General features: G+C 68.9%; 20 protein-coding genes and 2 pseudogenes. 11 read left to right on the top strand and 11 right to left on the bottom strand.

From position 1 onward, the window contains the following. Together NCC78_RS11175 and NCC78_RS32045 are read right to left on the bottom strand one after the other, a co-directional pair. The coding region (locus tag NCC78_RS11175; RefSeq protein ID WP_250794092.1) for a heme-degrading domain-containing protein at window positions 1–329 on the bottom strand (329 nt) is incomplete at its 3' end. Window positions 330–354: 25 nt separating this feature from the next. Continuing rightward, window positions 355–477 carry a hypothetical protein gene (locus NCC78_RS32045; protein ID WP_284706286.1) on the bottom strand — a complete coding sequence of 41 codons (123 nt, stop codon included), beginning with the start codon at window positions 475–477 and terminating at the stop codon, window positions 355–357. Between the two features lie 277 nt (window positions 478–754). Between NCC78_RS32045 and NCC78_RS11170 the strand changes: the two genes are divergently transcribed. From NCC78_RS11170 to NCC78_RS11155, 4 genes are all read left to right on the top strand, one after another. Then, window positions 755–1435 (top strand): GNAT family N-acetyltransferase, encoded by a 681-nt coding sequence (locus NCC78_RS11170; protein WP_250794090.1) that lies wholly within the window; start codon window positions 755–757, stop codon window positions 1433–1435. Between the two features lie 260 nt (window positions 1436–1695). Beyond that, window positions 1696–2319, top strand: coding sequence for an HIT family protein (locus NCC78_RS11165; protein WP_250794088.1), 624 nt, complete (start codon window positions 1696–1698; stop codon window positions 2317–2319). 360 nt (window positions 2320–2679) lie between these two features. After that, window positions 2680–3567 (top strand): YwqG family protein, encoded by an 888-nt coding sequence (locus NCC78_RS11160; RefSeq protein WP_250794086.1) that lies wholly within the window; start codon window positions 2680–2682, stop codon window positions 3565–3567. A gap of 236 nt (window positions 3568–3803) precedes the next feature. After that, the gene (locus tag NCC78_RS11155; RefSeq protein WP_250794078.1) at window positions 3804–5099 is read left to right on the top strand and encodes an MFS transporter; all 1296 of its coding nucleotides are present in this window, start codon (window positions 3804–3806) and stop codon (window positions 5097–5099) included. A 221-nt stretch (window positions 5100–5320) separates the two neighbouring features. Here NCC78_RS11155 and NCC78_RS11150 read toward each other — a convergent pair whose 3' ends face one another. The 7 genes and pseudogenes from NCC78_RS11150 to NCC78_RS11120 all read right to left on the bottom strand — a co-directional run bounded on the left by NCC78_RS11150 (window position 5321) and on the right by NCC78_RS11120 (window position 10559). Continuing rightward, the gene (locus NCC78_RS11150; protein ID WP_250794076.1) at window positions 5321–5998 is read right to left on the bottom strand and encodes a hypothetical protein; all 678 of its coding nucleotides are present in this window, start codon (window positions 5996–5998) and stop codon (window positions 5321–5323) included. 72 nt (window positions 5999–6070) lie between these two features. Continuing rightward, on the bottom strand, window positions 6071–6289 hold the full coding sequence (locus NCC78_RS11145) for an ankyrin repeat domain-containing protein (RefSeq protein ID WP_250794075.1): 219 nt from the start codon (window positions 6287–6289) through the stop codon (window positions 6071–6073). Between the two features lie 1470 nt (window positions 6290–7759). After that, window positions 7760–8089: pseudogene (locus NCC78_RS32775) on the bottom strand (tyrosine-type recombinase/integrase); the annotation flags it as partial. A 43-nt stretch (window positions 8090–8132) separates the two neighbouring features. Continuing rightward, a complete protein-coding gene (locus tag NCC78_RS11135; RefSeq protein WP_250794071.1) occupies window positions 8133–8648 on the bottom strand; it encodes a hypothetical protein in 516 nt (171 codons plus the stop codon). Between the two features lie 360 nt (window positions 8649–9008). Further along, window positions 9009–9746 (bottom strand): annotated as a pseudogene (locus NCC78_RS11130) (class I SAM-dependent methyltransferase); the annotation flags it as partial. Window positions 9747–9920: 174 nt separating this feature from the next. Further along, entirely contained in the window at window positions 9921–10139 is a 219-nt protein-coding gene (locus tag NCC78_RS11125) for a hypothetical protein (RefSeq protein WP_250794069.1), read from the bottom strand. A 267-nt stretch (window positions 10140–10406) separates the two neighbouring features. After that, window positions 10407–10559, bottom strand: coding sequence for a hypothetical protein (locus tag NCC78_RS11120; protein ID WP_250794067.1), 153 nt, complete (start codon window positions 10557–10559; stop codon window positions 10407–10409). Between the two features lie 350 nt (window positions 10560–10909). Here NCC78_RS11120 and NCC78_RS11115 point away from each other — a divergent pair, with 350 nt between their 5' ends. The 3 genes from NCC78_RS11115 (at window position 10910) to NCC78_RS11105 (ending at window position 14229) form a co-directional block, all read left to right on the top strand. Continuing rightward, complete coding sequence (locus NCC78_RS11115; RefSeq protein WP_250794094.1) at window positions 10910–11623, top strand: DUF6193 family natural product biosynthesis protein; 714 nt, start codon at window positions 10910–10912, stop codon at window positions 11621–11623. A gap of 477 nt (window positions 11624–12100) precedes the next feature. Continuing rightward, window positions 12101–13483, top strand: a complete 1383-nt coding sequence (locus NCC78_RS11110; RefSeq protein WP_250794065.1) for an IS1380 family transposase — start codon at window positions 12101–12103, stop codon at window positions 13481–13483. Between the two features lie 299 nt (window positions 13484–13782). After that, the gene (locus NCC78_RS11105; protein WP_250794063.1) at window positions 13783–14229 is read left to right on the top strand and encodes a DUF6896 domain-containing protein; all 447 of its coding nucleotides are present in this window, start codon (window positions 13783–13785) and stop codon (window positions 14227–14229) included. Window positions 14230–14441: 212 nt separating this feature from the next. Here NCC78_RS11105 and NCC78_RS11100 read toward each other — a convergent pair whose 3' ends face one another. Next, window positions 14442–14891, bottom strand: coding sequence for an iron chaperone (locus tag NCC78_RS11100; RefSeq protein ID WP_250794061.1), 450 nt, complete (start codon window positions 14889–14891; stop codon window positions 14442–14444). A 172-nt stretch (window positions 14892–15063) separates the two neighbouring features. Here NCC78_RS11100 and NCC78_RS11095 point away from each other — a divergent pair, with 172 nt between their 5' ends. From NCC78_RS11095 to NCC78_RS11080, 4 genes are all read left to right on the top strand, one after another. Continuing rightward, the gene (locus tag NCC78_RS11095) at window positions 15064–15603 is read left to right on the top strand and encodes a toxin-antitoxin system HicB family antitoxin (RefSeq protein ID WP_250794059.1); all 540 of its coding nucleotides are present in this window, start codon (window positions 15064–15066) and stop codon (window positions 15601–15603) included. A 38-nt stretch (window positions 15604–15641) separates the two neighbouring features. After that, window positions 15642–16487: a DUF4097 family beta strand repeat-containing protein gene (locus NCC78_RS11090; protein WP_250794057.1), complete on the top strand. Its 846-nt coding sequence runs from the start codon at window positions 15642–15644 to the stop codon at window positions 16485–16487. A 150-nt stretch (window positions 16488–16637) separates the two neighbouring features. Beyond that, the gene (locus tag NCC78_RS11085) at window positions 16638–17618 is read left to right on the top strand and encodes an ATP-binding cassette domain-containing protein (RefSeq protein WP_250794054.1); all 981 of its coding nucleotides are present in this window, start codon (window positions 16638–16640) and stop codon (window positions 17616–17618) included. Further along, a complete protein-coding gene (locus tag NCC78_RS11080; RefSeq protein WP_250794052.1) occupies window positions 17615–18406 on the top strand; it encodes an ABC transporter permease in 792 nt (263 codons plus the stop codon). The genes NCC78_RS11085 and NCC78_RS11080 overlap by 4 nt, the downstream gene beginning before the upstream one ends. Before the next feature lie 210 nt (window positions 18407–18616). Here the strand turns inward: NCC78_RS11080 and NCC78_RS11075 are convergent. Next, on the bottom strand, window positions 18617–21307 hold a 2691-nt coding region (locus NCC78_RS11075), incomplete at its 5' end, for a hypothetical protein (RefSeq protein ID WP_250794051.1).

Here is a 21307-nt window from a genome sequence, read left to right as displayed (position 1 = left end):
CCGTGCGCGGCGTACAGGGCCGCTTCGAGGTGGGATTGTTCCTCGAAGGTGGTGCCGCGGTCGCGGTAGGTCTGGCCCACGAGGTAGGAGCTGTGTCCGAACCGGCGGACGACGCGGATCTTGCGTTTGATCCAGTCGTCGTTGTCGGCAGAGGTGCCGTGCAGTGCGTAGTGGAAGAGTTGGTGGTCGCCGAGGCGGATGTCGACGGTGACAGCGTGGCCGCGCTCTCTGGCCAGCCCGACCAGGCGGGTTCCCAGGGCCCAGGCGTCGTCATGGTCAAAGCGGTCGAACTGGAGGCGTTCTTCCTGCTCCTGAAGCTCCAGCGTCACGGCGTACCGTTCCCTTCCTCGATCGTCAGAACGATCTAAGCAGAGGAAGAACCGCGCGGTGGAGCCAGCCGAGCACCGTCGTTTCCGGCACGTGGAAGACCAATTTGCTAAACGGAGAATCCACGCGCGACTGCTCCACGAAATACACGTGAGGAGCTTAGGTGTGCGAGTGGAGATCGCATACGCCCTGACGCACAGCCCGTTGGAGGGAAACGGGCGCGCTCGGCGGACGTGACTCGGCCGACCGCAGCCCATGGTGTTCAGTGCCCAAGAAGCCGGAATCACGCGGGCGGCCTTCGATCGGATGTCCGGATCTGCGGCTGGGCGGATGTGTCGCCCGCAGGGGCGCCTACTGCCGAAGCACAGTCACCTTGCGTCGAAGTGATCAGCCAGTAGGCCGGCCCGCGGCTGCGTGGATCTGGCCGATGAGCGGGCACGTCGTTCTGCCCGCCCGCCGAGAAAACCCGTTGCGAGTGGCCGGCATCAAATGTCTGGTTGATCGGCAACCAATCACGGGAGAGAACATGACGCGCATGTTGCTGCCCACCCCCACGCTGCACACCGCTCGCCTTCGACTGCGTCCCTTCGACGACGCGGATGCGAACGACCTCTTCGCGCTGCACAGCAGCGCCTACGTGTTGCGCTACTGGGACGCGCCGCCGTGGAGCGAACGCGTGCGCTCCGAGCGGTTCATCACGGCTTGCCGGCAGATGGCAGAGGGGGGCACCGGGGCGCGGCTGGCCGTGGATCGTGTCTCCGACGGGGCGTTCATCGGCTGGTGCAGCCTGAACCGGTGGAATCCGGACTACCGCACCGCATCGCTGGGCTACTGCTTCGACGATGCAGCGTGGGGCCACGGCTACGCGACGGAGGCCGCGCGCGCTTTGCTGCGGTGGGCATACGACACGCTGGACCTGAATCGCGTCCAGGCTGAGACCGATACCCGCAACGTGGCATCTGCCCGCGTGCTGGAGAAGCTCGGGTTCGTGCGTGAAGGGACGTTGCGGGAAGACTGCGTCGTGAACGGCGAGGTCTCTGACTCGTGGGTCTATGGCCTGATCAGGCGAGAGTGGCGGCCGTCGTCCGAGCCGGTGCCCGCCCGCTGAGTCCTTGCTCCCTCGCGAGACGTCGCCCGGCATCTGGGTGCTTCGCTTCGCAGCGTCGAGGAGCCGGCACCGGGCGCTCTCATGGCCGCGATCCGCTCGTCACTTTAGGTGATGGGCCGCCACGACGTGTCTTCGCACTTGCCGACGAGCGGATGCTTCGGGTTCATCCGGACCATCGAGTACGAGACCATCGGGCGGTGCCTGGCAGCGACGACGGGGCTATCGGGCACTTGGAATCCTGCCGTACTAGTCTTCGCCGCATGGCCTTGCGACCGGACGAGTTCTATGACCATGCAGTCGCCGTCGCGGACAGCGAGCGCCGGCTCCCGTTGGCACGCATGACGGGATGGGAGATCAGCCCGTTCGAGCCGGACGGACTGCGCGTAGCGCCGTTGCGCCCGCCGGTGCTCCCGGAAGCCGCGCGACACGGCGAGGATCCGGCGGACTGCAACGCCTGCCGCGACCGGGACGAAGGAATCTGGTTCAACGATCACTGGCGGCTGGTCCGGATTCCGGGAGTGGGCGTCCCGTTGGTGCTCATGCTGTATCCGCGCGATCACTACGACATGGCGGATCTACCCGACGAACTGGCAGCCGAACTGGGGCTATTGAGCACTCGCATCGTCCGGCACATGCAGGCACTGCCGCACATCTCGCGGGCCCACGTCTACCGCATCGGAGATGGCGGCGCCCACCTGCACGTCTGGTTCTTCGCTCGGCCCGAGGGGCAGGCCCAATTGTACGGGTCGTGGCTGGTCGTCTGGGACGACCTGCTGCCGGAGTACCCACCGGATATCGCACAGGCTGACGCTGAAATCGTGGCAGACGCGTTGGTCGCGTGCCACGGAGGCCACCGGTCACCCACCAGCGAACCGGCCGCCTGACCGGCCCGATCCACGATCCGAATGTCACCGTGACGGCTGTTGCCACCGCCGCCGTGCGGATTTGCCAAGGTCGCGTGTCTGCCGGGATCCGCGCGGCTGTGCCTCATGGCGAGGTTGCAGAGGGACGTGGTTGGCTCGGCCGGTGAGATACGACTTGAAAGACTAGGCACGCCGGACGTTTTCACAGTGGAACGCCGTCACGATTGCTTCCACCATCCTCGGCGTGCTCCTGGTCGGCGCGGGGCTCGTGATGGCGCCGAGGTAGGTCGGCCCGTACCGTCCTCTCTTGCCGCTGATCGCGCTTTGGTGGGGGGAGGCGTTCTGGGACTCGGGACGCTGCGTGCCCGTACGATCTCGGCCGTGCATACCACCCCGCAGGCTCCGATCGAGATGGACGCGGTCTTCCCGCAGTTGCGTGCGTTTGCGTGGATCACCACCCGGTTGCATCCACGGAAGGGCTCGCCGTCGGTCGAGCAGAGCTCGGTGGGCGGGCCGCTACTGTGGCCGGCGAACGAGCCCTGGCCGACCTGTGAGGGCGGAGGTCTGGAAGATCATCCAGCTGAGACTGGGGTGCCGCTCGTGCCGGTCCTGCAGTTGCTCGCCGACGACGTATCCGAGCTGCCATTTCCCGAGGGCTCGGACGTGTTGCAGGTGCTGTGGTGCCCGTTCGACCATGATCCCTGGGACGCTCCGCTTCCTCTGTTGCGCTGGCGGCGGCGATCGGCGATCGGGCCCCGACTGGTGACTATGCCGGCACCGCACGAGGATGCCTCGGAATGGTATGTGCCCGACGCGTGCGTCCTCGATCCAGAGCGGGTCGTCGAGTACCCGTCGTACGATCTGCCGCGCGAGGTGTGGTCGCAGATCCAGGAAGCGGCACGTCGGGTCGAGGCTGACAACGGCTGGGAGTACGACACCGACCTGGCGGTCGCGTCCGGGATCAAGGTCGGCGGTTACCCCGGCTGGACACAGTCGCCTGATTGGCCGGTTTGCAGGTGTGGGGTTCGGATGGAGCATTTGCTCACCGTTGCCACCTGGGAGTTCAGCCGCGGCGACGAGCAACGTTGGGTCCCGCTGGAGGACCGACCCGCAATGATCGGCTGGGACTTCGATAGTCCGAATGACCATCCGTGGCAGTCGCTTCAGAACCCGGCAGGATTGATGCTCGGCGACGCCGGAGGCATCTACATCTTCGTCTGCACATCATGTCCAGAGCATCCCTACGACCACCGATTTGACTGCTCCTGACCCCGCAGGAATCACCGGCGGTAGCCGAACCGACGTCCTCTTCTGCCGCTGGTCGCGTCGAGATGAGTGCGCCGAAGTCGGATGCGGGTGTCCCTTGCACCACCCGCGCGTGAGCCACTGCCGCGTTCGACCCTGCGGGCTCGGACCCCCCAGCCGAGGGTGTCGTGGAGGCCGAACGGCTTGGCGTCCTCGAACTGGTTCACATTGATCGTTGTCCTGTTTCAGATGGAGGACTGATGCTGGCTCCGCTGCGGTACGCCGCGTTCCGCTACCTCGCTGCTGGCCGGTTGGTCAACATGCTGGGCAACGGTGTCGCCCCCATCGCGCTGGCCTTCGCCGTACTCGATCTGACCGGCTCGGTCCGCGACCTGGGCCTGGTGGTCGGCGCGAGATCGCTGATGACCGTGCTGTTCGTGCTCTTCGGCGGGGTGGTGGCCGACCGGATTCCGCGCTGGCTGGTGCTGGTCGGATCCAATGTGCTCGGTGCGCTGACCCAGGCGGCGGTGGCCGCACTGGTGCTCACCGGCACGGCGACGGTCCCCCTGCTGCTGGCGCTCAGTGCGGCCAACGGCATCGTGAGCGCCCTGTCCCAGCCAGCCTCGGCCGCCGCGACACCGCAGACCGTGCCGCCGGAGCTGATCCAGCCGGCCAACGCGATCATCCGGCTCGGCATCAACGCGGCCATGATCGGCGGCGCTGCGCTCGGAGGCCTCCTGGTGGCCGCCGTCGGGCCGGGGTGGGGTCTCGCCATCGACGCGCTCACCTTCGCTATCGCGGCTGTCGCTTTTACCGGAGTCCGGGTCGCTGCCTCGCCGGCGAGGAGCACCCGCACGAGCATCGTCGCCGACCTCCGGGAGGGCTGGACGGAATTCACCGCGCGGACCTGGGTATGGGTGGTGGTGCTCGGCTTCATGATCGTCAACGCGGCCCTCGCTGGCGGCGTGAACGTGCTCGGCCCGGCCGTCGCGGACGAGACGATCGGCCGTAGCGCCTGGGGCGTGGTACTGGCGGCGGAAACCGCCGGAATGGTCGTCGGCGGCTTGATCGCCCTGCGCATCCGGGTGCGCCGGCTACTGCTGCTCGGGGTGGCCTGCATGCTCGCTGAGTCGTTCCTGCTGTTGGGGCTGGCCCTGGCGCCCACCATCGTCGTGCTGATGTCGGCCGGAGTGGCGGTCGGCATCGCCGTCGAACAGTTCGCGGTGGCCTGGGACACGTCGATCGCGCAGCACATCCCGGCCGACCGACTGGCCCGCGTCTACTCCTACGACATGTTGGGGTCATGGGTAGCCATCCCACTCGGCCAGATCGCGGTCGGACCGGTCGCCGCGGCGATCGGCACCCGCGACACGCTGCTGATCCTGGCGACGTTGGTCGTGCTCTCGGTCCTCGGCATGCTGGCCAGCCGCGACGTCCGCCGGCTGCAGGCAGTAGCCCCCGCCCGCGCTGCCGACGCAGGGCAGACCGAGCCAGCCGACGGTGGACCAAGCGACAGCCCTACTACGAAGCCCACCGAACCAGCCGCCCGCGCCTGACCCGGCGGTGGACTTCCTCGTGGCAGCCGCACTCAGCTCGAAGAGCAGGATCAGCCGCCGCCATGTACTGCGGCACTCTTCTGCCGCGAGCGTGCGCACTCGGCGCGGTTCAGCTCGCGCTGCTGCAACCTGTGCGCCTACGACCTTGGCGAGTCAACGCGGCTGCGCAGGTAACGGAATCTGACCGCAGTCCACTGCCGGCATGGCGAGAGAGGGCCGGCTCAGCGGCTGTGCGTCCAATAATCGCGGACCGGCAACTGGACCCAGAGATCCGGCGGGCCGGTGAACGGGCGAGCCTCCGTAGGCTTCAATCCGGCGTAAGCGCAGCAGTAGGCCACGGCCTTGTGCCGGTACAGGTACGTGCGCAGAATCTCGTCAGCCGAGTCGTCGGCGGACCATCCACCGCCGGGGTGCAAATCCCAGCCTTCGATGATGCCGTCGCGGATGATGCTGCCCTGGTTGCCGCTCTTCGGGTTGGCGTACATCGCATAGCAGACCGTGCCGATCGACAGCCGCCCTGCGACTCCGGGCATCGACGCTCCGTACGCCCACGGCTGGCTCACTACGCAGCCGCCCGGCACGTCGGTGACGCCGACGGTCAACAGAGATTCATCGCTCAACGAGTCGCCCCACATGCGCTCGACCATCGACTCAGGGCCGTGCTCGACGACCGTGGCTTCCAGCCGCCGCACCGCCTCGGCCGCGTCGATTCCACCAACGCAGGACAAGCTAAATCCGTCGTGGTGGAAGCGGTTGCTCAGCGCTTCGATGAGGCGATGTGCCTCCGCAACGGCGGCGGACTCGGACCGCGACAGACCTTGCATGCCCGGTGGAGCGGCGAACAGGCCGGGAGTCCGGCTGGCCAGGCTCAGACGCCCTGGCGACCAGGCCGCCATCATCGGCCGCCACGGGTCCGCTCCGGCGGCGACCAGGGCGCGAGCGTTATCAGGTTTGTCGGCATGTACGGCGACTCACAACGCGGTGCGACCGTCGTGCTCCGCGTCGACGTCGTCGACGAGGCCCGCCAACTCGGCGACCACGTCGGCGGAGCCATATTCAGCCGCCTCATGCAACGGCCGCCGCCGGTGTGTTGCGTTCGCGACGGCGCCAGCGGCGAGCCGCGCACGCACCTCGGCGAGGTCCGACCAGGACCGCAAACCCATCCCAAACCATCCGCTTTCGTCTGCCACGCCCTGACCCTCTCCAAGTCGCATCGTCGACGGGCCGAGGATAGAGGGACCGACCGGTCCATACGAGCCCGACCGACTGCGTCACTCTCCGAGCAGCGTCGTCCCCATTGCCGCCGGCTGTGTGCGCGGTGTCTCAGCGCACCGCTCAGGCTGAGTAGTTGTCAGCGTTGGTGCTGTTCCCCCGGGCGGGCCAAAGTGAAGCGCCAAGGCACCGGCGAGGCCGCGATCGCGCGCCGCAGATCGGGAGCACGTAGGGAGCAGCCGGGCGCAGTGAACAAAACCGATGTGGTCACTCCTCAGGGCACTGTGCGAAGCAGCGACGTCTCAGGAGCGGGCCCGGCCCATTTCGACGTCAATGCGGCTCTGCTCGGCGTCGCGGAGTTTCTGGTAGTGCTTTGCCCTGGTGTGGTTACCGACCGTGTCGGCCGCTTCGGCGGCGGCCTGAAACACCACCAGGGCCAACCGGGGAACGTCGCGCGCCTGACGGTCCGCCTCGGCGAATACCGCGTCTGCCAACTCGCTGCCTGCGGAGCGGGCCAGGAGAAACAGCTCCTCCACGTACATCCGGCCCAAGCCCACCTCCGGCCAGCCGGACACCCCATTCAGAGCCCGGCGACACTCGCGTAGCGCATCCCACGCGGCACCGTGGTTGCCGGCTTGGCGTTCCAGTCCGGCCAGCGACCGCCAGGCCAACGCCGAGTCCCAAGCGTTGTGGGCGAACACCAGGCTCTCCCGCTGCGCCCCAGCTGCTTCAGCGAACGCCCCCAGATCGGCCAACTGATATCGAAGCTGGCTCAGCGTGTCCTTGTCGCGCTGGCGACCGGCTGCCCACCGGTCCAACCACTCGCGGGCCAGTTCATGATCTCCGGCCAGTTTGGCGCGTTCTACCCAGGTGAGCGGGTCCTCGGCCATTGGATCAGCCGGAAAACGTGCCCGCTTCCATTGCGACCACTGCGCTAAGTCCTCCTCGGACACACACGGCTGGCCATCCTGGTCCATCAGCAGCTCCAGCACATCGTCCCGGTCGGCGTGCCCGCTGTCCCGCACAAAATCGATGGTGGCCCGTACACCGGCAGCGAACAGGTGCTCAAGGTTGTAGCCGCACCAGGTGTCGAAGTTGGCCCGCTTGATCTCCCAGTGCAGCCACACGTCCTCCATCTGGCGATACTCGGCGAGCAGAAAGCCAACCAGCTCAGTCTCCTGATTGAGCCCTTGGAACGGCGCCTCGCTTCGGCACCGCGCTTCCTGCATGGCCAACCACCGCACAAGCGGGAGGTCCTCGGCCCGGCGGTCGTACTGCAGCGCCCACAACAGCTTGGCTCGCCGCCCGGCGTTCCCGTCGTAGTCATGGCCATCGGCGCCCGTGGCGCGCTCATAGCGCAGCTCCCGCCACACGACAGAGGAGCTCCGTGCCCGTTCCAGCTCACGCCGCGCAGCCTTCATCACCCTCCAAAGATCCCACCACCAGTTGCCGATTGCGTCACCGAGGCGCTTGAGGGCTTCTCGCGTCGCTTTCGACGAGACCTGCGTGTAGATCTCCATCGTCACGGAGAAACGCGCGTGCCGGAGGACCTGCATGGCGACTCGGGGTTGAACATCGAGGTCGGCCAGGAGTGTGGCGTAGCTGCGGCGGGCGCCGTGGACGGTGATCGGCCGGACGCCGGCCTTTTGGCAGCGGATCTGCCGTGAGCGCTGGAAGTTGCCCGGATCGACTTGTGTGCCATAGCGGGTGGTGAATGCGAGGTCGGATTCCTGCCACGCCTCTCCGGCGGCCGATCGGGCTTCGTCGCGCTGCTCCTTTGTCAAACGTTGGGTGACAGTGCAACCTAGGAGATCTGGGCAGTCAGGCGGAGTCGAAGTTCCAGCGCAGAGGCAGGACGCCCTCGCATAGGGCACATACGAAGTCCTTGTCTCGTACGATGTTCCGCTCTCCGCAGGCCTTGCAGAGTCGGAAAGTCACCGCGTCGGTGAAGACCCCGGGATGCGGTACGCCCAGACGATCGAGTGTTGCGGCGACTGCCGGCCAGCAGTCGGGGTCTGGGCAGTAGCCGGTTGACTGGTTGCTGACCGCCTGGACGATGTACCCGGTGTCGCCGACGGCGAAGGTGACCTCCCCAGCAGCGAAGACGTCCTGTCCAGCAGCGCAGGCAACGTGTTCGCTCTGGCGAGGGGCTAGCCGAAGCGTGCGGTGGAGGTCGATGACGAAAGTCGCAGGCTCGGCGAGGCTTGTCGTCTGGCGTTCATTGAGCCACCTGTCGAGCGTGCTTCGCGTGTCAGCGATGACGAACCCAACCGGGGTTGATCGCCGGGCCAGGATCTCCGCCGGCCCGACGTACCGATACCGCTTGAGGCGCGTCACGGCGTGAAGCTACCCCGCGTTGATTCCGGCCAGCCACCGAGAATGGCGAGCAGCTGCCGGTTGCACACATGGGCCTGCTGCGCGAGCAGGCGCGACGGTCAGGTTCGTGGCCTGTCACGCATCATCTGAAGCCAGCCTGTCACCGATCGAGTGGAGTACAACAGCCGGCTGCTGGCCGGTATGGCAGGACTTTCCGTACGTCTATCGAGGCGGCCCGCAACGGGCCGCACGCGCCGCCGCCTGGGCGCGCGCCGGCCCCTGCCGCTGTCGCCCTGCTTGAAGCATCCGTTTGACCGATGCGAGTGGGGCCTGGACCGCCCATGGCTTCGGGGGAGCAAGTCGTACCCGGATGTGGCGGGTTCAGGCGATAAGCAGGCGAAGGCCAAGCTCTGCCGCATCGAGATCGACGAGGTCGCGGTTGCGATCTGCCCACCGACCTGAGGCGAGGTCATCACGGAGGCTGTGCACTGCCCTCTGCTCGGCGTCCGGCCCGACTCTGGCCCAGACCGATACCCCGCGACGGACGTTCTCGTCCAGGTATGCCTCGGGCCGGCGCCAGTAGGCCTCGAAAAAGCCGTCAACGCAGTCCCACGGGATGAGCACCGGCTCCACGCGTGCTCCGATCGCGCTGGCCAGCTCGGTCAGCGAGAGCCGGCCGACAAGGAGGTCCGCGACTTCAGGAAGGTAGTCGCGAGTAAGCCAGAACCGACGAAGCCATCCGGTGTCACTGGTGTCGTGCGTGAACACCACCACCCGGCGAGCAACGCGCCGCATCTCGCGCAGGCCCGCGATCGGGTCCTGCCAGTGATGGATGGTGGCGAAAGCCATCGCTGCGTCGAAGGACTGGTCCTCGAACGGAAGGCTCTCCGCGGCGGCAGCCACGCACTGCGCTGCGCCCCCGGGGCGCTGCGCACGCATGAGCGCCGACGGTTCCACCGCGGTGACGTCGCGGTCGGCGGGCTCGTAGGAGCCGGTACCAGCCCCGACATTCAATACCGTCCGCGCATCGCCGAGCGCAGCCCAGACCCTTGCGGCGATCCGCGGCTCGGTGCGCCGCGTCACGGTGTAAGTGGCTCCGATGGTGTCGTACAACTGCGCGCTGGACATGCCGCCGCCTCCCTGGCTGTCACCAGCCCCACGCCGCGCACGGGGCCTGGCGTCGCTGCCCTGGGACGTAGGTCACATGCGCACTATTTCATCTCAGCCTCTCGCGGGTGGTCCTACGGCTGGTCGCGGCCACCGTCAGGTAGGTGCGGCAGCCGCGAGCCTCTCTCAATGGTCCGCGTGGCGGCTGCTCTGCCCTGGTGCTGTTCGTAGGTGGCCGTACGTCCACAGCACCAGCGTGGAGGCGCCGCAGAGGGCTACTCGCCCGGCGCCCGGCAGGGCCAGGATCAGCAGGACCCACGGCCATGCCCAGTGGCCCCGCCCGCGAGTGGGGGAGGACCGTGCGACGGCAGCGTCATGCTGCTCGCCGTCGGCTGCGCTGGTCATGCGCTGAGTATTGTCCGGCAGGGACCAACTCACCTGCGTCGCGGGACTTGGTTCGCCTGCCGTCGCTCGGGGCGAGGCAGCAACGAGGCAGCGAAATCGTCGCCGGCAACTGTGGAGGATTGTCGACGAACGGCAAGCAGCCGGTGCCGGCGAACGCTGCTCGGCGCTGAGGGTTACTCGTCGACATGATCCACCCGGTTCCCCCCTACGAAAGTCATGAATGACGGGTCAGGGGCACCCGAGCCGACGAGATGCCGTTGCGGCGTGTCACCACAGCTCATCGAGGGCTGCGATCTGCTTGCGGAGGGTTCGGGCGTCCTTCGACGGCAGGACGGCGACGGCGACGTCCAGGATCCAGCGCAGCTCGGGCGGGTTCGGACAGCACTCCATCACCCCGCAGCCGGCAGTGGGGTCCCACAAACGATGCCAGGGGTGGCGCACAAACCATGACCAGGTCCGCAGTGCATCAGACACGGCCTGGTTCCAGAGGCGGGTGCGTTCGAGGTAGGCGATAGATTTCAAGCCCCGGCCCGAGAGCCCGGGGATGACAGAGGTTGACCCGTCAAGCCGTCGCCGGTAGATGGAATCGGCACGAAGTTGTGCGGGGCGCCTACGCGGCATTGCCCTTTCGTGGAGTCGACATGCCGATCATCGTTGCACACCCCTATGTGGGTGAGACCTGACAGCAAGGGCCAGCACCACGACAGCCGGCGACAGTGATTCACGGACGAACGCACGAGATGGCGGACGTGAGAAGACGCCGCGTGCGCATGCAATATGGGGCGATGGCTGATGCACGGGACGCCTGGGGTGAGGCGGCGCGCTGGTATCCGGAGGTTGTTGCGGTAGGTGACGTGCGTCGCGCGTGGCAGGCCGAGTTCGACCGGATCGGACTACCGCTTGGGCCGTGCACGCGGCAGAGCGTGAGCCCTCATCGCGTCGCGACTGTGGAGCACGGCGAGTTGCGCGCGGATCTGCTGCTCAGCCCGTGGGAGCGAAAGTTCTACCTGGCACTCCGCGCTGGCCGGTCCACCCTTCTGCAGGGCCACGCGACAGATCTGGCGGCAGCGGCCGGTGCTGCGCGGCTGTGGCTGTCCGGGGCCCGGCCGGGACAAGTCGCCGCAGTGTGGCCGTTTTTGGGCTCGGTGGCCCTCGCCGAGGCGCGGGAGCGCGGCGATCGCCGGGAGTCGAGCTGGCTGTGGCTGTACGAGAACCACTGCGCGGACCCGGTGGGGACCCGGCTGCGTTCCTTTCTCGCTGTGGCGTTCCACGAACCGCGGCTGCGCGCGTTGCGGCCCTACACCAGCCATTGGACTCTGTGCTTCAGCAGGGAGCCGGAATGGCCCTTCTGCCGGGACCTTCCCATGGTCGACCCGGCAGAGACCCCCGATCGGTACGTGGTGCGAACGCGTGACGGCCGTGTCCACGACGAGACCGACGCGGCCCGCGCACTCCGGCTCGTGCTAGCGGAACTGCCGGACTGATCGGCAGATCGACGGCGCCGTCGCTGGACAGGGCAAACGGTGCCGTCGGCGCTGCTTGTTCCCGGCGTACTGGCTGGTGGCCTTGCGGGCGGCACACTCGCTTGCCGCCGACAGAGCGTGCACGTCCCACCCAGACATCGGCTCCGGGGCGGCGTCGGGCCACCAACCGCTGTGCCGCCGCTGCCGCTGCCGCCAGGCGTCGGTGCGGATGGGTGGTCCGTTTGGGCGGCGCGGCGAAGTCGGTGGCCCCGGCGAACAGCACTCGCTGACCCGGCGGGTCTGCCACCCGGGGCGCTGGATATTCGGCGCGTTCCTCCTTCGGCTGTGAATTCGTGGGGTGGCCTAGCCTCGGCCTTTCACAGCGGTCGTGATCTTGGATGTCTGGCGGGTGGGTAGATATGGCGAAGTGCCTGCCACGTAAGGAAAACTGCGCGGTGTCGAGTCGTGCAGGTTCCCGGCGTGAGAGGCACTTCGTAGGTGCAGATTACCGATTGGTCCAAGGGCTTGTCCGTCGAGGCCGGTGGCCGTGGCGTGGTGTCGCACGTCGGAACAGCGTTGCTGCGGCTGCTGGCTGATCGCAGCGGGCTGACACAGGCGTTGTCGGTGGCGGTGGCCCGGCGGGGGTTCGTCCCCGCTCGGGACCGGGGCAGGGTGCTGGTCGACCTGGCGGTGATGATCGCCGACGGCGGTGAGGCGATCGCGGATATCGACATGCTGCGCCATGAGGGCGAGGTGTTTGGCCTGGTGGCGTCGCCGGCGACGTGTTGGCGGGCCCTCGACGAGATCAGCGATGTGCAGGTGCGGCGTATCAGCCGGGCACGGGCGAAGGTCCGGGCGCGGGTGTGGGCGTTGTTCGGGCGGGTCCCGGCCGCGTGTGCCGCTGGCCGTGGCCTCGGCGACGGCCTCGTTGTGCTGGACGTGGACTCCACGATCGTCATCGCGCACAGCGACAAGGACGGCGCCGCGGCCACCTACAAGCACACCTACGGCTTCCATCCGATCTTGGTGACCTGCGACAACACCGGTGAACTGCTCGCGGTCAAACTGCGTCCGGGCAACGCCGGGGCGAACACCGCGGCCGACCATCTGGACGTGTTGGTTGAGGCATTCGCGCAGGTCCCGGCCGCCCACCGCAGAAACCTGTTGGTGCGTGGCGACTCGGCCGCCGCCACCCACACAGTCCTCGACTGGCTGACCGCGCAGGGCGACAAGCGTGGCCGGAACGTGCAGTACTCGCTCGGCTGGTCGATCGGCGAGGCCGAACGCGCCGCCATCAGCGCGCTGCCGACCACGGCCTGGTCCCCGGCCCTGGCAGCCGACGGCGGCATCCGCGACGGCGCGCAGGTCGCGGAGTTGACCGGCCTGCTGACCCTGGCCGGCTGGCCGCCCGGCATGCGGGTGATCGTGCGTCGCGAACGACCACACCCCGGCGCCCAGTTGTCGCTGTTCGAGGAACGCGACGGCTGGCGCTACACCGCGTTCGTCACCAACACCACCGTCGGCGCCTTGCAGTGGCTGGAAGCCCGCCACCGCGCCCACGCCCGCGTCGAAGACCGCATCCGCTGCGCCAAAGACACCGGCCTGCGCCGGCTACCGTCACGCGAGTTCGCCATCAACGCCGCCTGGTGCCAGATCGCGGCCATCGCCGCCGACCTGATCGCCTGGCTGCAGATCATCGCTCTCGACGGCGACCTAGCCAAAGCCGAACCGAAACGGCTGCGCTACCGCCTGCTGCACACCGCCGCCCGCCTGGTCCGCGGCCAACGCCGCCGCCGGCTACGCATTCCATCGACCTGGCCCTGGGCAGACCAGATCACCGCCGCTTTCAACCGGATCGCGGCGATCCCCGCCCCCGGCTGACCAGCTCAGCCCTGTCCCGACGACCGGAGGAACCAAGGAGACCACGCCCACCGCCGCGACAGACGGCCCACCACCATGCCCCGGACCCGATCGCATCGAACACCAGCGATCACAGACGCGGGACCAAAGCGGCCGACATCAGCGGTGAATGATCGAGGCTAGTGACCTCTTCGGCGAACCCGAAGGCATCATCGTCCGTTGGCCGCGCCGGTCACCCGGCTACAGAACTGTCGATGGGCGGATGTCCGGTGACCCAATGGGATGATCGCACCTGTGGAAAGGTGCTCATACTGGAGAGCATGGCCCGGGACGCTTCGTCGGTCGACGCCGTTCGGCGCTTCGCCGCTGTCCTGCGCGATGTACGTGGTCGGCTACTCGTCGATCTGTTCGCCATCGCAGACATCGCGGATCTTCTGGCAGCGGTCCGCTCACGCCGGGCGCTGCCCCGGGAGGGCCGCACGTGCAGCGGGATCGAGTACACCGTCCACGGCGCAGGGTGCCGGATAGTCAGCTCCGAGGGCAGGGAGGTCGACATCGACCTGGTCTCCGATCCCTTACTCGGGCGCGAGGTTGAGGCATTCGACGCCTGGCGGATCCGCTGGTTCCTCGACGAAGCCGCCGATGACGGCTACAGCCAGGAGGACATCGTCGCAGCCTGTACCCAGCTCGCCAGCGAGGGTCACCTACGCGAGGTGGTTGGAGGCCGCTGGTTCACGCTGCCTGACCCTCCAGGCGGCCCGGCATGAGTCGGCCACGCCAGCAACTCAACCGCCGTCCGTCTTGACGCAGCGCACCTCGCAGGTGTCCGGATCCGCCGCCGTCGGTACCGTCGTTCACACCTGACTGCACGCGAGTTGGCGCTCAAAGATGTGGGAAGCCGTGGACGGCGAGTGCTGAGCGGAGCCGTGCGAACCGCTGACCGCAAGCCGCTCGTGCTCCGCGGCGGTCGTGGCGACGGTCAGGAGACGGCAGCCTTCACCAGCTCGACGACCTTCTTCTCTACCGCGGGGCTCCACTTCTGCAGCGCGTACGACACCGGCCACAGGTCTCCGTCGTCGAGGTTGGCCGTGTCCTGGAAGCCCAGGGTCGAGTACCGGTAGTTGAACTTGCCGGAGTCCTGGAAGAAGACGACGATCTTGCCGTCGGCGTTCGCGTAGGCGGGCATCCCGTACCAGGTCTTCGGCGACAGCTCGGGGGCGGCAGCGGTCACCGTCACGTGTACGCGCTCGGCGAGCGCGCGATCTTCCGGCGCCATCTGCGCGATCCGGTCGAGGACCGCTTGCAGCCCGTCAGCCTTCTTGGCACCCTTCTTGCCCTCGGCGCGCAGCTCGGCGGCGCGCTCCTTCATTGCGGCACGCTCCTCAGGGTTGAACCCGTCGGACACGGTCGTGGAAGTCTTCGCGGACATTCTCGGGCTCCCTCTCGCTGTTCAAGGCCTGATCTCGGCTACCTGGGAAAGGCTAGGCCCGGCTTCACCCTGGCGCTTCTCGATTCCTGATCGATCGAAGCCCAGACGCAGCCTGCACCGGATGGCGTCACTCTTGTTGCTTTTGGCATCACGATGATGCCATAGTGGCGTCATGGAACTTCGCGCTTACGTCGACGCGATCCGGCATCAGCTCGCGGTCACCGCGGCCGCGGGCGGGGACGACGCCCGGGAACTGGCCGAGCGGCTCACCGCACCGTTGGAGTCCGCGATCCGGCTCGCCCTGCTGGATGCGCTCTCCGAGGCGGCCACGGAGATCACTCGCGATCTCGCGCCGGGTTCGGTCGACCTGCGCCTGCGTAACCGGGAGCCCAGCTTCGTCGTGACGCCGCCGCCGGCCGAGCAGTGGGCCGATGAGACCGAGACGCCGCTGGTGCCTCCGTCGGATCCGCTGCCGCAGCCACCCGCGGATGGCGAGGACGAGGCGACGGTGCGGATCAGCCTGCGCCTGCCGGAGCACCTCAAGGCGCGCGTCGAGCACGCGGCCGCCCGCGACGGCGTCTCGATCAACACCTGGCTGATCCGGGCCGCCGCCGCTGCCGTCGACACCGGCAACCAGCACCCCCGGGCCGAGAGTCCCCGGCGGTCCAGCACCCCGACCGGAGGTCAGCGCTTCACCGGCTGGGTGCGCTAGCGGCACCGGCCCCACCGACTACCCGAGAGGGGAGCAGCATGCCTTCATTCGACACCCCTGGACCGATCTCGGCATCGGTCGAGCTCGTCGCAGGCGACGTGCGGATCACCGCCGATCCGCGAGCCGACACCGTCGTACAGGTGCGGCCGGCCGACGAATCCGACGACCGCGACGTGCGCGCAGCCGCGCAGACCCGCGTCGAGTACGCGTCCGGTCGCCTGGTCGTCCGCGGCCCCAGGCAACCCGGCTTCGGCATCTTCGGCAGGTCCGGCTCCGTCGAGGTGACCATCGACCTACCGGCTGGTTCGGCCCTGGACGGGAAGCTGGGCGTCGGTGCCATCAGCTGCGCCGGGTCATTGGCCGACTGCCGGCTCAAGACCGGCGCCGGCGACCTGCAGGTCGAGGACGCCGGCAGACTCGGCCTGCACACCGGCTTCGGTGCGGCCATCGCCGAGAACGTGAAAGGCGACGCGGACCTCACGACCGGTTCCGGCAAGCTCAGCGTCCGCGCCGTCGGCGGGCATGCCGTACTCAAGAACGGCAACGGCGACACGTGGATCGGCGAGGCCGGTGGCGAGCTTCGGGTCCGCGCCGCCAACGGCCACGTCGCCGCCGAACACGCCGCCGCCTCGGTCACCGCGAACACCGCCAACGGCGACATCCGCATCGGTGAGCTGGTCCGCGGGTCGGCGACGCTGCGCACGGCCGCCGGGCGCATCGAGGTCGGTATCCGGCGTGGTACGGCGGCCCGGCTCGACCTGCACACCCAGTTCGGCAAGGTCCGCAACGACCTGGACGTCGCCGCCGGTCCCGCCGACATCGACGAGAAGGCCGAGGTGCGGGCCCGCACCGCGTTCGGCGACATCGTGATCCACCGCTCCTGAAGCGTCCCACCCACCGTTTGATCCGGTCGCGGGCGGTCGGCCCGGACCAGCGATGACGTGCGCCTTCGTACCCCGGTCCGCCCGTGCGGCCTGACCGGCGATGGCTCGCGCCTCCGTACTCATGTAGAGCCTTTATTCAAAGGAGGAGCAATGGCGGTAACGACCGCGACGCGGCCGGCCATCTCGGTGTCCGGGCTGCGCAAGACGTTCGGGGACAAGGTCGTCCTCGACGGCATCGATCTCATGGTCACCGAGGGAACGGTCTTCTCGCTGCTCGGGCCGAACGGCGCGGGCAAGACCACCATGGTGCGGATCCTGTCCACCCTGGTGCCCGCCGACGCCGGATCGATCCGCGTCGCCGGCCACGACCTCGCCAGAGAGCCCGACGGAGTACGCGCGGCGATCGGCGTGACCGGCCAGTTCTCGGCCGTCGACAACCTCCTCACCGGCGAGGAGAACCTCAGGCTGATGGCCGACCTGCACCACCTCGGCCGCACCGAGGGCAGGCGCCGCATCGCCCAGCTGACAGACCGCTTCGACCTCGGCGAGCTGGCGCGCAAGCCCGCCTCCGTCTACTCCGGCGGCATGCGCCGCCGTCTCGACCTGGCGATGACCCTGGTCGGCGACCCGCGCCTGATCTTCCTCGACGAGCCCACCACCGGCCTCGACCCCCGCAGCCGGCACACGATGTGGCAGATCATCCGCGGACTCGTCGCCGAGGGCGTCACCGTGTTCCTGACCACCCAGTACCTCGACGAAGCCGATCAGCTCGCCGACCGCATCGCCGTACTCGACCACGGCCGCATCGTCGTCGAGGGCACCCCCGACGAACTGAAGCGCCGCATCCCCGGCGGGCACATCCTGCTGCGCTTCACCGACGTCACCGCGCTGCGCACCGCGGCCCGCGTACTCGCCGTCGCCCAGCGCGACGACGACGCCCTCACCCTGCAGATCCCCAGCGACGGCGACGTCCGCTCACTGCGGACCCTGCTCGACCGGCTCGACGACGCACACGTCGAGGTGGACCACCTCTCGATCCACACCCCCGACCTGGACGACGTCTTCTTCGCCTTCACCGGCACGCCCGCATCCACCGCCGCGCAGAACGCCGTCACGGGGGGAGACCGATGACCAGCCTCGCCTACACCCTGACCGACTCGGCGACCATGCTCCGCCGACAGATCCGCCACATCCAGCGCTATCCCTCGCTGACCGGCATGCTGATCGGCCTACCCGTCATCCTCATGCTGCTGTTCGTCTACGTCTTCGGCGAGACGCTCGGCGCCGGACTTCCCGGCGGAGGCGGCGACCGGGGCGCCTACATCAACTACCTGGTGCCCGGCATCCTGCTGTTCAGCGTGACCGGCGCCGCACAGGGAACCGCCATCTCCATCGCGATGGACACGACCGAGGGCATCGTCGACCGCTTCCGCACCATGGCCATCTCCCGTGCCTCCCTGCTGACCGGACACGTCCTCGGCAGCCTGGTACAGACCATGCTCTGCATCGCCGTCGTGCTCGCCATCTCCCTGGCCATCGGTTTCCGCCCCACCGCCACCCCGATCGAGTGGCTCGCCGCCGCCGGCGTGCTCACCGCGATCGCGTTCGCACTGATCTGGCTGTCCGTCGCGCTCGGCCTCGTCAGCGACAGCGTCGAGACCGCCAGCAACCTGCCCATGTTCCTAACCATCCTGCCGTTCCTGGGCAGCGCTTTCGTGCCCACCGACACCATGCCCACCGGACTGCGGTGGTTCGCCGACCACCAGCCGTTCACGCCGGTGACCGAGACGCTGCGCGGGTTGCTGCTCGGCTCGGGAATCGGCAGCAGCGCCCTGATCGCGCTGGCCTGGTGCGCGGTGATCTCGCTGCTGTCGTACCTGTGGGCCAAGCACTCGTTCCACAAGCGGGCCGCCCGCTAACGCGAGATGGCGGGCGGAACCCGACCACCCCGCCGCCACGGCGTGGAGTTTCCGCCCGCCCTTGAAAACCAGACTCAGCTCTCGGCACCCGCTTCGGCCGGGCGGGATGCCGGCGTTCAAAAATGAAATCTCGGCCACTGCCTCCGCCGCAGGCGTGGTGGACGCTGGCCGTGGCGACGGCCATGGGAGGTCGCCGATCGCCGGCGGCGGTCAGGCGGTCTGCCGGCGGCGGCCGAGCGACACGAGCAGGCCGACGGCGGTCAGGGCGGCTCCGGCGACGGCGGCGTACACCGGGAGGTCGGTGGGGATGCCCAGGTGGACGGTGATGCCGAGGATGCGGGACAGGCCCCACGGCAGCAGCGTCATCTGGTCGTTCCACACCGTCAGCGCGCGCTCCAGGCCGACCACGGCGACCAGACCGGACAGCATCCCGAGCGGGACACCCGCGGCGGTCAGGGTCAGCCCGACGGCGCGGCGGCACCGCAGGCCGTACCGGTCACGCAGGACCACGGCGGTGGCCACGAACAGCCAGCAGAACGCCGCGAACGCGACGGTGACGTAGACCGCGCGCAGGGTCGGCATGGTCCAGAAGGCGAACCAGTACCTTCCCGGCCCGCGCCCGGCGAGCGCCGCCAGCAGCAACACGCTGCGCAGCAGCGCGACGCCGCCGATCACGGCCCACAGGTGGAACGGGTCCCGCCGGCCGACGACGAGGCGTACGACCAGGGCGAACAGCGCCCAGCCGCCGAGGGTGACCAGCAGGTGCGCGGGGGCGGCGAACCAGGTGCACACGAGCCGGCTCGCCACCAGCACCACAACCGGGACCAGCCACACCAGCACCCGGTCCAGCCTCGACTCGGGCGCCGGCAGCGCGGCGACCCGCCACGGCCGGACCGCGCCGAGCAGCAGCCCTCGCGCGGCGGCGCCGCCGAACCCGCGCCCGCGTAGGCCGAGCAGCACCACCACCAGGATCAGCGCGAGCAGCAGCCGGGCCGCCCAGGCCATGGCCGGATCCCGGTGAGCGCGCTGCGCCCCGAGGTCGGCGGCGGTGAAGTTGTACGCGGGCAGGTCCAGGTCGGTGCCGTAGCGCTGGCGGTGCACGTCGCGCGCGCCGCGGTACGCCGTCTCGGCCTGCCGCCAGCCGTCGTAGGCGGCAGGGGAGCCGGTGTCCAGCCACTGCGCGTGCCGCAGGACCATGGTCCGATAGCTGCCCAGCGTCTCGAACAGGTTCACCTGGTAGTCGAGCGTGCTCGTGAAGCGCCCGCGCAGCCCGGCGTCGCGCCAGGTCGCCGGGTCGGTCGCGGCAACGAGGTCGCGCATGCGCCGGGCCAGCGCGACGGCCTGCTCACCTTCGTCGATCGCCGCGTCGACGCGACCGCCGGTGACCGCGTAGATGCTGTCGAGCGCGGCGGAGTCGCCGGTCGGGATGTCCCACTCGAAGATCCACATCATCGGCGGCGGCTCCAGCCCGAGCGCCCGCACCGACCTGTCGGCGTACGGCCCGATGTAGAGGCCCTTGGTGACCGCCTGCCGGGACAGCGCCATGGCCTGCCCGATCGCGGCGACGATGGCCGGGTCGGCGGAGAACGTGCGATACGCCCAGTCCGCCGTGACCTGGGCCGGGTCGGCGTCCGGATCCCAGGCCAGCCGCGCGACGACGTACGTGTTGAGGTCGTACAACTGCCAGAATCCGGTGCGCAGGTAGAGCGACATCGGCCCGGCGCGCAGCGGGCCGCCGTCCTGGGTCCAGTTCCAGACGCCCTCGACCTTCGGATTGGCGGCGAGGAACTCGCGCAGCGCCTGGCGGTGCAGCGGGCCGAGGTCGTTGGGCAGCGAGCCGAACGCCTCGAACTCGCGTCGGGCCTGGAACTCCACGATGCGGCGGTGCTCCCCGGCCAGCAGGGTGGTGTTCAGCGGCAGGTGGCTGTAGAAGTCGCCGAGAGTGTACTTGGTGGACACGATCAGGCGGGCGTCGTCGAACCCGCCCAGCACCTGCGCGTACGACTCCGGGTTGGTGTGCAGGTCGCCGACGGCGCCGACGCCGACGGTCCAGGTGCGGAAGACGACCTCCTTGCCGGCTTCCCCCGCGGTGTCCAGCAGCGCCCGCAGCATCGTGCGCACGGACGCGGCCGTGGTGACCGCGAGCTTCGACGAGTAGTCCCAGCCCTCCCCGGCGTACACCTCGCCGCCCTCGCCGATGCGGACCATCAGGCCGTCGACGAACGGCATGCTCTCGAACAGCTCGGCCAGCCCGGCCTGGTAGACCGCCCACAGCCGGGGGTCGGCCACGTCGAGCCCGCCGACGGTCCTCGTCAGGTACGCCTCCAGCGGCGGCGACACCGCGAGCATGTCGGTGAGCAGGAAGACCTTCACGCCCATCTCCTCGGCGTACCGGAAGACCGGGCCGAACGCCGCGACCATCGCCTTCGCGCGATCGACGTGCGTATCGCCGGGCGGGTATATCGCGTGCCCGTCGCCGACCTTCGCGAAGGTGACGTACTCCAGGAAGCCGGGCACGACGACACCGTTGTAGCCCTGCGCCACCGAGTGGTCGACGAACTGCCGGAACTGCGCGTCGATGCGGGTCACGACGTCCGCGTCCACCCACGGCGCCCGCGGCAGCAGCGCCTGCCCGACCACGTCGGTATTCAGGTTGTAGTCGTCGCCCGCGGAGAAGGCGGCCGGGTCGGGCTCGCGGCCCACCGAGCCCGCGTCGGTCAGCCGCAGGCCGAGCCGGGGCGTGACCAGCCGGCCCGCGTCGGCGGCGGGCAGCGCCTCGGAGCCGGACCGGACCCGGTCGGCGAGCCGGTAGAGCCCGGCCGCGGTGCCGGCGACGTCGCTTCCCTCGACGGCCAGCTCGGTCCCGCGGGCGCTGAGCCGGTACGACTCCGGCACCCTGGA

It is taken from the genome of Micromonospora phytophila, from assembly GCF_023656545.1.
Lineage (GTDB): Bacteria > Actinomycetota > Actinomycetes > Mycobacteriales > Micromonosporaceae > Micromonospora > Micromonospora phytophila.
The sequence above is the reverse complement of the archived record's forward strand: the minus strand, read 5'-3'. Positions and strand labels throughout refer to the sequence as shown.